13 protein-coding genes are annotated in these 14,621 nt (G+C 59.3%); 1 reads left to right on the forward strand and 12 read right to left on the reverse strand.

Annotated elements, in window-relative coordinates:
- Positions 1-16: 16 nt before the first annotated feature.
- The 12 genes from AAIA72_RS05150 to AAIA72_RS05205 form a co-directional block, all read right to left on the reverse strand.
- A complete protein-coding gene (locus AAIA72_RS05150) occupies positions 17-307 on the reverse strand; it encodes a hypothetical protein (RefSeq protein ID WP_369602351.1) in 291 nt (96 codons plus the stop codon).
- Complete coding sequence (locus AAIA72_RS05155; protein ID WP_369602352.1) at positions 304-888, reverse strand: tetratricopeptide repeat protein; 585 nt, start codon at positions 886-888, stop codon at positions 304-306. The genes AAIA72_RS05150 and AAIA72_RS05155 overlap by 4 nt, the downstream gene beginning before the upstream one ends.
- Entirely contained in the window at positions 866-2,677 is a 1,812-nt protein-coding gene (locus AAIA72_RS05160) for a tetratricopeptide repeat protein (RefSeq protein ID WP_369602353.1), read from the reverse strand. The genes AAIA72_RS05155 and AAIA72_RS05160 overlap by 23 nt, the downstream gene beginning before the upstream one ends.
- A 68-nt stretch (positions 2,678-2,745) precedes the next feature.
- Entirely contained in the window at positions 2,746-3,630 is an 885-nt protein-coding gene (locus AAIA72_RS05165; RefSeq protein WP_369602354.1) for a tol-pal system YbgF family protein, read from the reverse strand.
- Positions 3,627-5,501, reverse strand: a complete 1,875-nt coding sequence (locus AAIA72_RS05170) for a hypothetical protein (protein ID WP_369602355.1) — start codon at positions 5,499-5,501, stop codon at positions 3,627-3,629. The genes AAIA72_RS05165 and AAIA72_RS05170 overlap by 4 nt, the downstream gene beginning before the upstream one ends.
- Positions 5,502-5,507: 6 nt before the next feature.
- Positions 5,508-6,011, reverse strand: a complete 504-nt coding sequence (locus tag AAIA72_RS05175; protein ID WP_369602356.1) for a hypothetical protein — start codon at positions 6,009-6,011, stop codon at positions 5,508-5,510.
- Between the two features lie 307 nt (positions 6,012-6,318).
- Complete coding sequence (locus AAIA72_RS05180; RefSeq protein ID WP_369602357.1) at positions 6,319-7,509, reverse strand: VWA domain-containing protein; 1,191 nt, start codon at positions 7,507-7,509, stop codon at positions 6,319-6,321.
- Between the two features lie 9 nt (positions 7,510-7,518).
- On the reverse strand, positions 7,519-8,361 hold the full coding sequence (locus tag AAIA72_RS05185; protein WP_369602358.1) for an AAA family ATPase: 843 nt from the start codon (positions 8,359-8,361) through the stop codon (positions 7,519-7,521).
- A gap of 71 nt (positions 8,362-8,432) precedes the next feature.
- Positions 8,433-9,119: a flagellar brake protein gene (locus AAIA72_RS05190; RefSeq protein WP_369602359.1), complete on the reverse strand. Its 687-nt coding sequence runs from the start codon at positions 9,117-9,119 to the stop codon at positions 8,433-8,435.
- Positions 9,120-9,134: 15 nt separating this feature from the next.
- Entirely contained in the window at positions 9,135-10,328 is a 1,194-nt protein-coding gene (gene pdxB / locus AAIA72_RS05195; protein WP_369602360.1) for a 4-phosphoerythronate dehydrogenase PdxB, read from the reverse strand.
- The gene (locus AAIA72_RS05200; RefSeq protein ID WP_369602361.1) at positions 10,282-11,673 is read right to left on the reverse strand and encodes a DEAD/DEAH box helicase; all 1,392 of its coding nucleotides are present in this window, start codon (positions 11,671-11,673) and stop codon (positions 10,282-10,284) included. The genes pdxB and AAIA72_RS05200 overlap by 47 nt, the downstream gene beginning before the upstream one ends.
- A 67-nt stretch (positions 11,674-11,740) precedes the next feature.
- Positions 11,741-12,400 (reverse strand): elongation factor P hydroxylase, encoded by a 660-nt coding sequence (locus AAIA72_RS05205; RefSeq protein ID WP_369602362.1) that lies wholly within the window; start codon positions 12,398-12,400, stop codon positions 11,741-11,743.
- A gap of 190 nt (positions 12,401-12,590) precedes the next feature.
- On the opposite strand from AAIA72_RS05205, the gene dsbD reads away from it, so the two are divergent.
- Complete coding sequence (gene dsbD / locus AAIA72_RS05210; protein ID WP_369602363.1) at positions 12,591-14,516, forward strand: protein-disulfide reductase DsbD; 1,926 nt, start codon at positions 12,591-12,593, stop codon at positions 14,514-14,516.
- Positions 14,517-14,621: the final 105 nt, after the last annotated feature.

A 14,621-nucleotide genomic window follows, 5' to 3' on the forward strand; every position in this document is an offset into this window, starting at 1 on the left:
TCTGTGTCTCCCGAAATCATGGTTTGGATGTGGATTCTGTGTCAGGCTCACCCAATTCAAGGTGGTTTCTGAAATAGATCTGGCGCCGGAATCGCTCCCGGCTGACCGGCCGCAACCACGCATCAAGATGGGCGGGCGGGGCTTCCGTTCCGATTTCCGGGCTCGGCGGATTCTGCCAAGGTACCAGAAACAGGACGCCGGGTTGCTCCTGATTGCCCCGAACCACACCCTTGAGCTCGATGCGCTCCGCTGCCGATCCGGTTGCGATCTGAGCCAGAAGCATGACCGTCATTATGCTGCGTTTCATTGTGCCCGGTTCTCCAGATCCCGTATCCACAGCGCGACCTGCTGGTCAGCACCTGAGCTGAGTTCCTGATAACGGCGATAGTGTGCCAGCGCACAGGACGCATCGCCAAGATACAGGTCACAGAGTATGGCAAGATTGCGATGAAAGACGGGACGATCCGGTGCCTGACGGATGGCCTGCTCGTAATGCTGCCGCGCCTCCTCAAAACGTCCGGCCTGACGTGCCAGCCAGCCAAGCTGATGCCACGCTTCCGGTGCCTGGGGGTTCACACTGACCGCCTTGCGGTACCAGCCCTCTGCGTCTCCGGTCTGGCCCCGCCGCTCGGCGATCAGGCCCAGATTGATATAGGGTGCCGCCAAGTCTGCCTTGAGCGCAATGACCGCCTGCATGGCTTTTTCTGCTTCATCAAGTCGCCCCGCTTTCAGGTCACTGACACCCTGACTGAACAGCGTATTGACCTTTTCAACGAGCTGTGGGTCCACCGGTGCTTCAGGTGCCTTCACCGGTGTGCCGCTGCAGCCTGCCAGCAGAACCAGCAGAACAACCAGTCCCCCTCGCTTAATACAGCGCAGTGACCACATCAATTGTCTGCTCCTTCTTGTTGTAACGTCCGGGCACCATATCCGCCAGCGCGGCATAGCTCGCCTTCACCCAGTCATCAAAAATCCCTTCGCGGGCGCGCCGGGCATTGCTCTCGAAGAGTTCAATCGCTTTCTCTTCAAACGGGAAGGCCTGATCTTCCAGCAAGAGTGTGTACTGCTCCAACTCCAGATCCGACAACCCCTTCGGCCGCTCGGAAGCGAGAATGTCCCGTGCCATCGTGCGGTAGATTTGGCCCAGGGCATGAGTAGCGGCTGTCGCATACTCCACCACACCGTATTCGAGCGTCGCCTTCAGTCGGGTCACCGCCTGAGTCATGGCCCGTTTTTTCTTCTTCAGGCTGGCTTTCAGGGGTACCGTCAGCCGAATGCGCTCAAAGTTTTTCTTCTCCGCACGCGCCAGTACCCAGCTGGCTTCCGCTGCCAGGGTACGCGTGACCGGCGTGTGTTCACCGGCCGCTTCCGCCCGGATCAGGGCTTCACGTGCTTTCCTTGCCGCCCGCTCGTTGCCGGTTTCATCATGCAGCGCAATCAGCGATGCCCGTGCCCGGATCTGCGCCTCGAAGGGTTGCGGGTGCTTGCGGATATAGGCTTCCAGTGCGGCCATGGCCTGCCCGGTATCGCCCGCCTTGCGGAAGTAATCCACAGCCTGAAGACGGGCCTTGCGGGCGACTTCCTGATCCGGTGTCTGCTCCGCGATGGCCAGCAGTTCCCGGGCCGCGCGGTCAAACTGGCCGTTGCTGGCATAGGCAAAGATCAGGTTTTCGGCCAGTCCCGCCGTCAGCGGATCTCTGGCGAACTGCGAGCGGAAATCTTCCATCAGCTGGATGGCGAGGGGCCAGCGCTGCAGCTCAAGTGCCAGCATGGCCGCATCATACTGCGCCTGCTTTCTGACCGCACTCTCCGGCACATCGGCCACCACCTGCCGGAACAAGGTGAGCGCTTCCTCCTTCTGTCCCTGCTTGCGACGGGCTTCCGCCTGGGCATACAGGGAGGCGGCTAAACCATCACGCAACGCGCTGTAATCCGCATGCTTTCGGGATATCAGACCCAGTGCGGACCGGTAGGCCTGCTCGGCATCAGCAGGCCGGGAAAGTCTGTCAGCTGCCAGTGCGGCTACCTTCCATGCACGGTAGCGGCGCTGCGGGTTCCGGGTAAACTGGGCCAGACGGGCTGCGAGCAAATAGGCTTTCTCGGGCTGAGCCAGACTCAGCAGCTCACGGGCGGCCTCAAGCTCAACGGATTCTGCGCGCGGATCTGACGGAAAGGTCTGCGCAAACCGCAACATGGCATCCACCCGCGCCTGCCGGAGCCCGGCGTCGCCATCCTGACTGTCGATACCAGGTTGCCTGCTCCGGGTCACGATGCCCGCATAGGCTGCCTCCGCACGCTCTTCGAAGTCGGGGTAGTCATAGCCGGCACGGTCATAGTGTGTGATGGCCCGTGTCAGATCCCCCGTGTGAACCAGGGCTTCCGCCAACAGGTAATGTGCCCTTGCGGTGCGCGGGTCTTCCGGATACACGCGGACAAGCTGATCCAGCCATCGTGCGGCCGCCTGCCAAGCACTGACGTCTCCGCGTGATTTCTGCGCCGCCGCGTAAGCCCGTCTGGACAGCAGATCAAGATACTCATGGAGCGTTTTGGCAATGGCCTGTCGCTGAGACGCTTGCGCACTGGCCCAGTAACTACTGTCCATGCCATAGCGCTCAACATAGCGTTCCCGCTCCTGCCAGGCGAGCGTGGGCAAGCGCCCCTTGAGCAGCAAATCCACCTTCCGGACCTGGAATGCGGGCGCACGGGGATCGCCCGGGTACGCCTGAATGAAGCCTTCCGCAACCGCTACGGCCAGCTGCCAGGCCTCTTTTTCTCGTACAGTCCGACCAGCGCATCGTAAAGCGGCGGCGCCAGTCCCGGCTTGCCGGCGCGCTCAATGGCCGCCTGCAGAGTACGGGCGCCCTGCTGCTCGCTGGCAATGATCGCACTGATGCGATAGATATCGCGACGCAGCGTCTCCATGGCCTCCTTGTCAATTTCCGGCACCGCCAGCACGGAGACAAAGAGATCAAGCGCCGGAGCCTGACGATTCTGCTTGAACAGGGTCCAGGCCATCATGTAGCGCGCCTTGAGATCGAATTCCGGATTGCCCGCTGCCAGCACTTTCTTGTATGCGGCTTCAGCATCGGCATAACGACCTTCTGCATAGAGACGTTCGGCAATGCGGAACCAGGCTTCAGTAGCCAGTGCAGAACGGGGGAAGCGCCGGACCAGCGTTTCAAGTTCAGCTCTCGACTCGCTGGCCTTGCCCAGCATGTCCAGTGCCCGGGCAAGCTGATACCGGTACTGATCTTCGGCTGCGTCACCCGGGTGCGCCTCAAGCCATTCGCGATAGGTTTTCACCGCCATCTGCCAGAGCGCATCATCCATGAAGCCGTCTGGATATTCTGCGGCAAAGAGGTTTTCAAGGTTGAGCAGTCGGTGCAACGCCTTGAGCCTGACTTCGGGATCCGGCGCCCCCAGGATGAGTTTCCGGTAGCGGCTGACAATTTCACCCATGGGAACGTGTGGTGCCTTGCGGTATCCGAAGTCCACATAGGCCGGCTTGAGCTGCCCGAGCGTTTTGCCCTTCTCGCTGTCATCAATGACAATCAGGCCGGACTCATCAGGCCACGCCAGGAGGTGCCCGCACAGGAGAGGCAGGAGAAAGATAAGGCGCCCGAACTTCATTGTGCCGGCCTCCCCGTTTCCGTACCGGTACCATACTCTGCCACGGCCAGCTGATCATAGAGATTGACGAGTGCCAGCTGACTGCGAACCAGATAACGCCCCATACTCGCATCATGCGCATCCAGGCGCTCCAGCGCCATTTGCGTCACCCTCCGGTCGGCCTTGACCAGCAACCTGTTCATGCGCTTTTCTGCTGCCCGGATGCGCTTCAGCAACGAGTTGATCTGTTGCAACCGGGCCTGAAAATGGGCACGGCCCTTCGCAAGCCGGGCTTCCACACGACCCAATCCGTCCCGCATCTGGTTGATGAGGCCGTCTATGGCCTGAATCCGCTCCCTGAAAGTGGCCCTGGCATCTTCCAGGTGGTCCATTTCTTCCCACAGAATACGTCCGTGGACCCGTGTTGCCCGGCTGGCAAGCCTCTGATAGTCCTGTTCCGGCAGTTTTGCCCGCAATACCTTGAGGTCTGCCACCAGTTGCTCAAGATCCTGACGCGCCTGCAGCAGGCGATCACTGCCGATTCGGGCAAAATCCTGCCTGGCGGTAGCTTCCTGATAGGCGTTGACCAGCGCATTGCGTCGCTTAACCAGCGTATTCAACTGCGCCTTGAGTTTCGCCAGACGTGACTTGCCACCTTTTTTACCATGTCTTGACGTTGCACTGACCGCATTCGCGAGGATCTCCAGTCGTGCACGATTGTCGCTGAGCTGACGGGAAATCACCTGTAACTGCATCAGTTCCCGGGCCTGATCAAAAAAGGCGTCATCGGTCATCAAGGCATTGAGGAACATGACGCGTGGCGTATTGTTGGCCAGTTCCGTATTGAGGAACCAGTCCGGTGTTTTCTGCTCTGCCCGGGCCGCTTTCAGAAAACCCAGAAAACCATTCTGACCGAGTTCCTTGCGAACCTGCCTGGTCTGCTGCTGCTCCTTGCCGTAAACCGAAACCGCTTCAAGCCAGGCATCAATGGCTGAACCCCGCAGGTTTTCCTTCATGTAGGCCCAGGCAATGGCCTGAAAGGTTTCCGCCACACCGGGCATCATCAGCGCGTATTTCTTGGCACGCTGCCAGGTTCGTACGGCAGTCCGCACCCGGCCATCCGAGGCTTCGGCCATCCCCATGAGGTAAATGGCCGAAGGGGCTTCAATGGCTTCAGCCCGGACCTGTCTGACCAGCCCGAGCGCCTTCTCCGGATCCGAGCTCCGGAGCGCAAGGTCCGTTGCCGCCGTGAGCGCCCGGTCACGCAACGCCATCCCTTCTTCACTCTGACCGGCCAAAGCCGCCACAACCCTGAGCGCAACAAGTGCCCGACTGCTATCCGGATCCTCTTGGGCATACCGGGTTGCCAGGTTAAAGTAGCCATATGCGGCCCAGAGACTACCCTGCGAAATGGCAGACAGTGTTCGGGCCGCCTCGGCTACTTTTCCACTGCGTGTCTGAGCTGCCGCGAGCAGATACAGGGCCTCATCCCTGTCTTTACCCTTGAGCAGAGTCATTTGCCCCGGCAGCCAGGAGAGCAGAGTGTTATCTTTACCAAGCTGATACAATGCGCGAGCCTTGTACAGCATGGCTTTCTGTTTGTGATTCTTTTCCCGTGCAGTAAACAGCAGGTGTTCGGCCAGTTTCAGCGCATCCTCAGCCAACCCGAGACGAAGTGCTGCCTCCATGGCCACCAGGTGGTTCTCGTTATGGAAATGGTTGTCGATTTGTGTTGCGCCCGTGTGCGTATTCTCCAGTAAGGTCAGCACATCCAGCGGCCGCTCATTAGCCAGGGCAAAGCGGGCTTCGCCCAGCAGCAGGCTGTCCGGCTCGGCCGAAACGGCATGGCCGATCATTGACAGGACGATCAGTAAACAAAAGAGACGCTGCATGGTGAATTACTTCATTTCGCGGACGATAAAGTCCGGTTGAGCAGCAGAGCGCCCGCTTCGGCGCACTCTCAATTCCAGATATTTGGCATCTTTTGTCTTGGTCATTTTCAGGCGCGCAGCCTTGCGCATGTAACGACCATTGGCGTCCCGACCATTGAACACGGCCACGATTTCGTGGGGCCCGGCCGCCACATTGCCGGTATAGAGTCGCTGAATCCCCCCCTGCCGGAGAGCACGCAGTTCACGATCGGAGTAGAGGTAGGAGGTGCCGGGCGAATTGTCGATGGTCAGCTCCACGCCATCCAGCTCAAAGGGCGCATCAGGATCCATGGCCACATAGACAACCAGCTGGGTATCGGCGGGATACAGCAGTTCCTCTTCCAGCCGGTAGAGTTCCCGATTAAGTTCGATCACGTCCTGCTTCAGCCGGGCTGCCTGCGCCTGCAGGGATTCTTCTGCCAAGACACCCAGACTTGCCATCCAAAGAATCAGACATACCAGTATGCGCATGCATTCCCTCTTGTACTTGTACTGCAGTCACGACGCGTTACGAAATGTAGTCTAGCATTTCAAGCTGTTGAAAAATGTGAACAAGGCTGCGTCTGTCACGGACCTGTGCCTCAATCCGGCCTGGTACAGGCGCCGCCCCGCGGGGGCCCCACGGCAGAGGAATACGTGGCAACTCCAGCTTTCAGGTCGCGTCCGATGTAGCGCTGTTTCACCGGAAAGTGCCCTGAACCGGTTTCAGGAAGTGGGTACGGCATGCCAGGTGAACCTGCTCACCCGATCACGCAGACTGCGGATCAGTCCGGCACGTTTATCTGGCCAGGTATTTCATGGCCGATTCCAGGCCTTCCAGGGTCATGGGATACATGTTGTGATTGACAAGCTGTCGGGTGAGTCCGAGCGATCCGCCCTCCCCCCAATAAGGTTCCGGCAGCGGATTAAGCCAGGCCACGCGGCGGAACTTGTCCATGACACGCTGCATCCAGACCGCCCCGGCCTCCTCGTTCCAGTGCTCGATGCTGCCACCGGGATGGGTGATTTCATAGGGCGCCATGCTGGCATCCCCCACAAAGATCACTTTGTAATCACTGCTGTACTTGTGCAGGATTTCCCAGGTGGGAATACGCTCCGAATGACGGCGCAGGTTGTTTTTCCACACGGCTTCATAAATGAAGTTGTGGAAATAGAAGTATTCCAGATGCTTGAACTCGGAACGCGCTGCGCTGAAAAGCTCTTCGCAGACGCGGATATGCGGATCCATCGAGCCCCCCACATCCAGAAAGAGCAGCACTTTCACCGCATTGTGTCGCTCCGGGACCATCTTGAGGTCAAGATAGCCGGCATTGTTTGCCGTGCTACGGATGGTATCCGGCATGTCAAGCACTTCCGGAGCGCCCTGGCGGGCAAACTTGCGCAGGCGTCTCAGGGCCACCTTGATATTGCGGATACCCAGCGTCATGGAGTCGTCATAATCCTTGTACTGACGTTGCTCCCAGACCTTGACCGCCTTCTTGTGCCGCGACCGGCCCTGCTGGATCCGGAAGCCTTCCGGGTTGTAACCGTTGGCGCCGAAGGGCGAAGTCCCACCGGTGCCAATCATGCGATTACCCCCCTGGTGCCGCTTCTTCTGTTCTTCGAGCCGCTTTTTGAAGGCCTCAATCAATGCTTCCAGTCCGCCCAACGCCTCAATGCGTGCCATTTCCTCCGGGGTCAGATGCCGTTCGAACTCGGCTCGCAGCCAGTCTTCCGGCAAGGCTTCCGGCAAGGCTTCCGCGAAGAGGTCGTCAAGGGTTTCCAGCCCCTTGAACCAGGCGGCAAAGGCGCGGTCGAACTTGTCAAAGTGGCGTTCATCCTTGACCAGACACGTCCTTGCCAGCAGATAAAACTCATCAACGGAACCAAATGCCAACCCCTGCCGCATGGCATCCAGCAGATCCAGAAGCTCACGCAGTGAGACCGGCACCCGTGCCTGACGCAACGCATTGAAAAAGCCTATGAGCACAGTGGTCTCCTAGCCGCCCCTGCGTGCCATGAAAGCCAGCTTCTGCAGTAACTGCACATCCTGCTCGTTCTTCAGCAGTGCGCCGTACAGAGGCGGAATCATGGTGGAGGTATCCTTGTTGCGGAGCACCTCGGGCGAAACGTCATCCGCCACCAGCAGCTTCAGCCAGTCCAGCAGTTCCGAGGTAGAAGGCTTTTTCTTGAGCCCCGGCACCTTGCGCAGATCGAAAAAGACTTCGAGTGCCTGATGCACGAGCTCCTGCTGAATGCCCGGGAAGTGCACCTCGATGATCCGGCGCATGGTGGCTTCATCCGGGAAGCTGATGTAATGGAAGAAACAGCGACGCAGAAAGGCGTCCGGCAGCTCCTTCTCATTGTTGCTGGTAATGATGACAATCGGGCGGGTTCTGGCCTGAATGCGCTCCTGAGTTTCATAGACATAAAACTCCATGCGATCCAGTTCCAGCAGGAGGTCATTGGGAAACTCGATGTCTGCCTTGTCGATCTCGTCGATCAGCAGCACCGCCTGCTTCTCGGACTCGAAGGCTTCCCAGAGCTTGCCCTTCTTGATGTAGTTGCGGATATCGTGAACCTTGTCATCACCCAGTTGGGAATCCCGCAGGCGTGATACGGCATCGTATTCGTAGAGGCCCTGATGCGCCTTGGTTGTGGACTTGATGTGCCAGGAAATGAGGGGCAGATCCAACGCCTCGGCCAACTCTTCGGCCAACATGGTCTTCCCGGTACCGGGTTCACCCTTGATCAGAAGCGGTCGCTGCAGGGTGATGGCAGCATTGACCGCCATCTGCAACTCCGGTGTTGCGACGTAATGTTCGGAACCTGTGAATTTCATACGCTCTTGCCTTGTTTGACTTGCCGCCACTATAGCAAAAAGTATGCGCTGATTACATCCGGGCGCGTGCCTCAGCCCCCATCCCGCTCGCGCAGCTTTTCAAAGATGAAACCATTCAGCACCAGACGCGCTGCTTCGGAGAGCTGAGCAAACTGAAGCCCGTAGAAGAACCGGTGCGGGCCCTCCTCGTCCAGCGGGATCCGGTTGCGAATCACGGATTTGAGATGAAGCTGCTTGGAGACACCGGCCACCGTCACGATGAAGTGCACGACCACTTCATGTCCCGGCACACCAATGGGCAACCGGGTTCGCAGGCCGCAGCCGCTCTTGCTCAGATCCACCATCAGCGCATCACGCGGCCATTCACCGGTTCCCGTGTCGAACTCGGACGTCACACTGGCCTCAATGCGGACATCCACGCGCTCGGATTCGCGCACCTGCAACGCCTGCATTTCTTCGGGATACTGAAGATGGCTGTACGCATACGGCTGCATGTGGGTGAACAGTACCTGGGTTCTGAATGCACAGACCTTGCCACCTACCGCGGCACGTACGTTGTAGATCTTGTCCTTGCGCAACAACACCTGCTTGCCCTTGATCACGGGTGGCAGGACCAGAATGCTGCCTCCGGGTACGTAACCGATCAGCTTGACCGTGAAACGGGTTTTGGTATCGATGCTTTCCAGGTGCAACACATCGCCTGTCTTCATGCCCAGGCGATCAAAGGGTGTACTTTCAGGAACTGGCGTATCCGGCACGTGACTCCCCAACTGCTAATCCGGCTTGACTCTGAAACCAAGCGCCTCCAGTTTCACGGCAAGCGACTTGCTGGGCCCCTTCAGCTCCAGTCGCGTTCTGCCGAAACTGCGGCGAACGGGATACTGCTTTCTGAGCCGGTCGAACTCACCGGCCGGCAGCCGCTCCGCCTCCCCGAGTGCTGCCCGCAAGGCCCGGTCGTCTCTTCGTATGTCATGGCAGGCGGTCACGAGATGTCGGGTCACCTCCCGGATATCATCGGCCTGTCCGAGCGAAACTTTACGCCAGGCCGGCTCCGGGAGAAACTGTCCGAGCTTGCGGCGCACCGGCAGCCCCAGATGGGTGCACAGCGCCTGATAGACCATCTCGGTTCCCCGGCACTTGCCATCCAGGCTGTATCCGGCCACATGCGGCGTCGCCAGAGCCGTGTGACGGACAAGCTCTGCGGGCAGTTCAGGCTCCTGTTCAAAGACATCCAGCACTGCCTGAATCTTTCCGGTTTTCACATGGTGCAGCAACGCCTGATCATCCACAACTCCGCCCCGCGAGGTATTGATCAACAGGGTGCCGGGTTGCATCCGGGCCAATTCCGATTCACCGATAAGGTGCCAGGTGGGATGTTCACCTTCCCGGATCATGGGCACGTGAAGACTGATCACATCGCACGCCAGCACCTCATCCAGACTGCTGAGCCCGCTGCCCCCCTGACTTTCAAGAGGTGGATCGTTGACCCGCACGTCGCAACCCAGCTTGCTCAATACCTGCGCAAGTCTGCTGCCGATCTGGCCATGGCCTATGATGCCGTAGCGCTTGCCGAGCCAGTCAAAGTCCTGAAAGGTATCCAGATACACCAGCGCACTCAGCACATGCTCCACAACAGAGTCGGCGTTGCAGCCCGGCGCATTGAAGAAACGGATGCCCTTGCTCTGAAGCCAGGCTGTGTCCAGATGATCCGTGCCAATGGTTGCCGTACCGACAAAACGTACCGCACTGCCCTCAAGCAGGCTGGCATCCACCCGGGTCACGGAACGCACCAGCAGCACATCCGCATCACGCACATCCGCTGCCGTGATGGCGCGTCCCGGCAACGTGACAATCTCGCCCAGATCGGAAAAAAACGCCTCCAGAAGAGGGATATTCTCATCCGCCACGATCTTCATGACGTCAGCCCCGTTCACCTGCCGGCGCGCCGGCACGGCCATCCGGGTCATCTGCGTGCTTTTCTCCGGCCATCCCTTCCGGCTCAGATGTAGCGTCATCCACCGGCACCCCGGCGGCCCGCTCAACTTCAGGTTCGGATGCGACGGAGCCTCCTTCTGTGGGCGTCTCCTGCTCAGATTCGGATGCGGCTTCCGATGTCCTGGCTTCCGCTTGCTTTGGCATCCAGGGCGCATCCTCGGGATGCAGCAGCTTGAGGGGCTGCCCCAGAAACGCTTCGAGATCCGGAATCAGAAAGGAGTCATCCTCGCAGGCAAAACTGATGGAGATCCCTTCTTCGCCCGCTCGTCCCGTACGACCAATACGGTGCACGTAATCTTCCGGGTCTTCAGGCAGGTTGTAATTGATCACGTGAGTGACGCCGTCAATGTGAATCCCCCGGCCCGCCACATCGGTCGCCACGATCACCTGGAGATTGCCTGCCTTGAAGCGATCCAGTGTCCGTATGCGCTGATTCTGTGCCAGCTCTCCGGAGATCATGGCCACCTTGAGGCCGGTTTTTTCCAGCTTTTCGGTCAGACGGCGGGTTTCATCCCGGCGGTTACAGAAAATGATCACGCGCTGTGCATCCGGCTGACTCAGGATGCGCTTGAGAAAACCGAATTTCTCTTCACTGGCCAGCATGTAGACCTGTTGATCGATAGTTGTTGCCGGCAGGGTATCCGGAGACAGCATCACCTTGATGGGATCCTGAGTCCAGCGCTCAGTCAGGTTGATGATGTCCTGAGTGAAGGTGGCACTGAACAGCAGCGTCTGGCGTACCTTGCGTGGTGTCTGGCTGATGATGCGCTTGACGTCCGGGATGAATCCCATGTCCAGCATGCGGTCGGCTTCATCCAGTACGAGCAGCTCCACCTGATCCAGATAAATATCGCGATTGCTGGTGTGATCCAGCAACCTCCCCGGTGTCGCTACCAGGATATCAATGGCCTCGGCCCTCAGCCGCTGCCGCTGCTTCTCCAGCGCCGTGCCACCGATGACAGAAACCAGATTCAGAGGCAACCCCTTGCACAAGGCCCGGGCGTCCTTTTCGATCTGCAGTACCAGTTCCCGGGTCGGCGCCACAATCAGCGCACGCGGCTCACTGGCGTAACGTTCCTCGAGCGGTACCCAGGGCTCCAGCAGACGCTGGATGATGGTAATGAGAAAGGCGGCTGTCTTGCCGGTTCCGGTCTGAGCCTGCCCGACGATATCCCGCCCCTGCAGGGACCAAGGCAAAGTCTGCGCCTGAATGGGTGTGCAGGTTTCGAATCCCTGCGCCTGAATATTGCGCAACAGCCGCTCGTCAAGTGGCAGGTCTGAAAATCTGACGTCAGGTGTATCGGTATGACTGTCCATAAATGCTTCGTGTCTCGCTGATTGCAACCTTCTCTGACTGAGCACAGATCACGCGTTGCTGATTCGTTCAAATGTCGCTCATCGTGTTTCCCGCCCCCCGGAAAGCGTCACCCGGCGGCAGGACACATACATTCTGACAAAGGCTCTGCAGTGGCATCTGCCAATGCTGCCAGTCTGGATTATAACCGTTTTGTCGTGAAAAGCTCGGGCGATACGCTCCTGAGTGGTACATGCTCTGCCAGCCACGACATCCATTCCCTCGCTCTGGGCGGCAGGCGTTCCCCCCTGCCAGGGCAGCCGCTTCCTGTGCCACGGCCTGACAGAATGCCGGCGACGGCCCTGTGCCAGCCCGGAGATTATCCGCACTGACAAAAAAGCGGATGCCGAGCTGCTCGGCGAACCACCATTCCAGCGCCTGAGGCCTGACCTCCACACGCTCGAATTCCCGCTGCTGCGACGGACTGCGGCCATCCGGCTCATACCAGTACCCGTAATCCACACACTTTCGCCGTTCCTCACCGGCAATCATCCAGTGAGCAATCTCATGCAGGGCACTGTTTTCCGAATCCCCGGTAAAGCGGATACGCGCGATACCATCAGGACACTGATGTGCAGGCAGGTAGAGCGGTTCATCAAACCCGCCTTCAAGCCGGGTCTGCCAGCGTGCTTCTGCCCACTGATTAAAGAGCGTTAACAGCAACTCAAGCGTCATCGTGATAATCTTCAAGCGCCTATTCCGGCGGACACTATACACGGAATCCGGTTTCGGGCAATCTTCGCGGCCGGAGGGCTGGCAGCACTCTCCGGGATTTGGTTACAGTCTGTAAACCTACGACATTTATCAACTTTTCGGAACCTCTATCCCTTAAACTGGTCTGTCTGTGAGTCAACACCGTCGGTCGATACGGAAAATGAAGATGATGAGAAAACTGATGCTGGCCCTCTGGCTGGTCTGGATGGGGCCCGCCGCACTGGCGGCGACCGGGCTGGACGCACTGGGAATCACAGATACGCCTGCAGCAGAAGATGACGACCTGTCCTTTCTTCCGGCCAGCGAAGCCTACCGGTTCGTTTCTTCCCAGGACGGCAACACGCTGATCCTCCACTGGACGATCGCCGACGGCTACTACCTTTATCAGGAGCGGTTTTCATTGACCCCCCTGAACGGTGCGCCGGAACCCGGCCCCATGGTGTTTTCACGTGATGGCGACCCGAAGGACGATCCCTACTTCGGTCGCGTACGCGTGTTCCACGATGAAGTCGGGATCCGCGTCCCCATCACTGCAAACGCGCCCGCGGAATACCGGGTCGCCTGGCAGGGATGTGCCGAGGCGGGGCTCTGCTACCCCCCTCAGAAACAAACGGTTCTGTTCGTTCCGGCCGGCGACACGGCCTCAACGGCCACAGGCAACCCATCCGCCACGCAGACCCCCGCGGGTAATACCGACCCTGCATCAGATGCTGCCGCAAACGAGCGCGTCACACCCGTCTCATCTGCCGCCTCACTCAGCGAAATCAATACCGAATCCGCAAGCGACCTGGCCAGCCTTCTCAGGGGGCAGGCCGGCTGGGTCACACTGGCCATCTTTCTGGTTCTCGGCATCGGCCTGGCCTTCACACCCTGCGTCTTTCCCATGATCCCCATCCTCTCCTCCATTGTCACGGGTAGCGGCCATATCAGCACGCAGCGTGCATTGGTTCTCTCGCTCGGTTACGTACTGGGCATGGCCGCGACTTACGCTCTGGCCGGTGTCCTGGTCGGTATCTTTGGTGCCAGTGCCAACATTCAGGCCTACATGCAGGAACCCTGGCTGATCGGGCTGTTTGCACTGCTCTTCGTCCTCCTGGCCCTGTCCATGTTCGGATTCTACGAACTTCAGTTGCCCGCTTTCATCCGTGACCGGCTTGCCAGCAAAACCCAGAACGCCCGGGGCGGCAGCCTGCCCGGTGCCACCGTAATGGGTGTCTTCTCGGCGCTGGTCGTATCGCCCTGTGTTTCCGCCCCGCTTGCAGGTGCTCTCGTTTACATCAGCACCACGGGAGACGGGCTGCTGGGCGGTGCGGCACTCTTTACTCTGGGGCTGGGCATGGGCATCCCGCTGATCATCATCGCCGTCGGCGGCAAGCGCTTTCTCCCCAGAGCGGGCGGCTGGATGGAGTCAGTCAAGGCGGTATTTGGTGTTCTGCTGCTGGGCGTTGCCGTCTGGCTGCTCGAACGCATCCTGCCCGCCCCGGTCACGCTCGGGCTCTGGGCCCTGCTGGCCATTTGCAGCGCCGTATACATGGGGGCCTTCGGGACGCCCCAATCCGGCTGGCAGAAATTGTGGAAAGGTATCGGTCTGGCATTGTTTGTCTATGGTCTCATGCTGCTGACGGGAGCGGCCCTGCATGCGGAAGATCCGCTCAGACCCCTGGCCCCCCTGACCCGAACTGTGGCTGTAGCGGGTGGTACCACGGTTCCGGCAACTCAACCGAAGTTTCGTCGGGTGACCTCCATTGATGAACTGGAAACGGCCCTGCAGGATGCCCGCGCCCGGAACCAGCCTGTCTTTGTGGATTTTTACGCAGATTGGTGCATCAGCTGCAAGGTTGTTGAACGAGAAGTCTTCACGGATCCGGAAGTGGCTGGCCTGATGGGGCGCGTGGCGCTCATCAAGGCCGACATCACCGAAAACGACGAGGCCAATCAGGCACTTCTGAACCGTTTTGGCCTTTACGGCCCCCCCGCCTACCTGTTTTATGACCAGACGGGCCGGCAACGCGCGGATCTCAACTGGATCGGCGAAATCGATGCCCCCAACCTGAAACGCATCCTGTCCGACTTGCTGTCTGCTGAAAGCTGACGCTGCAGCATCAGCGCATGCAGCGTCAGCAGATCTGATTGCGCAAGTCGGTGTCATGCCGTACTGGGGAACCCTCATGCACTGATTGCCCTTCCCGGAGGCAGG

Origin of the sequence: Thermohahella caldifontis (assembly GCF_041153465.1) — a bacterium.
Taxonomy (GTDB): domain Bacteria; phylum Pseudomonadota; class Gammaproteobacteria; order Pseudomonadales; family Oleiphilaceae; genus Thermohahella; species Thermohahella caldifontis.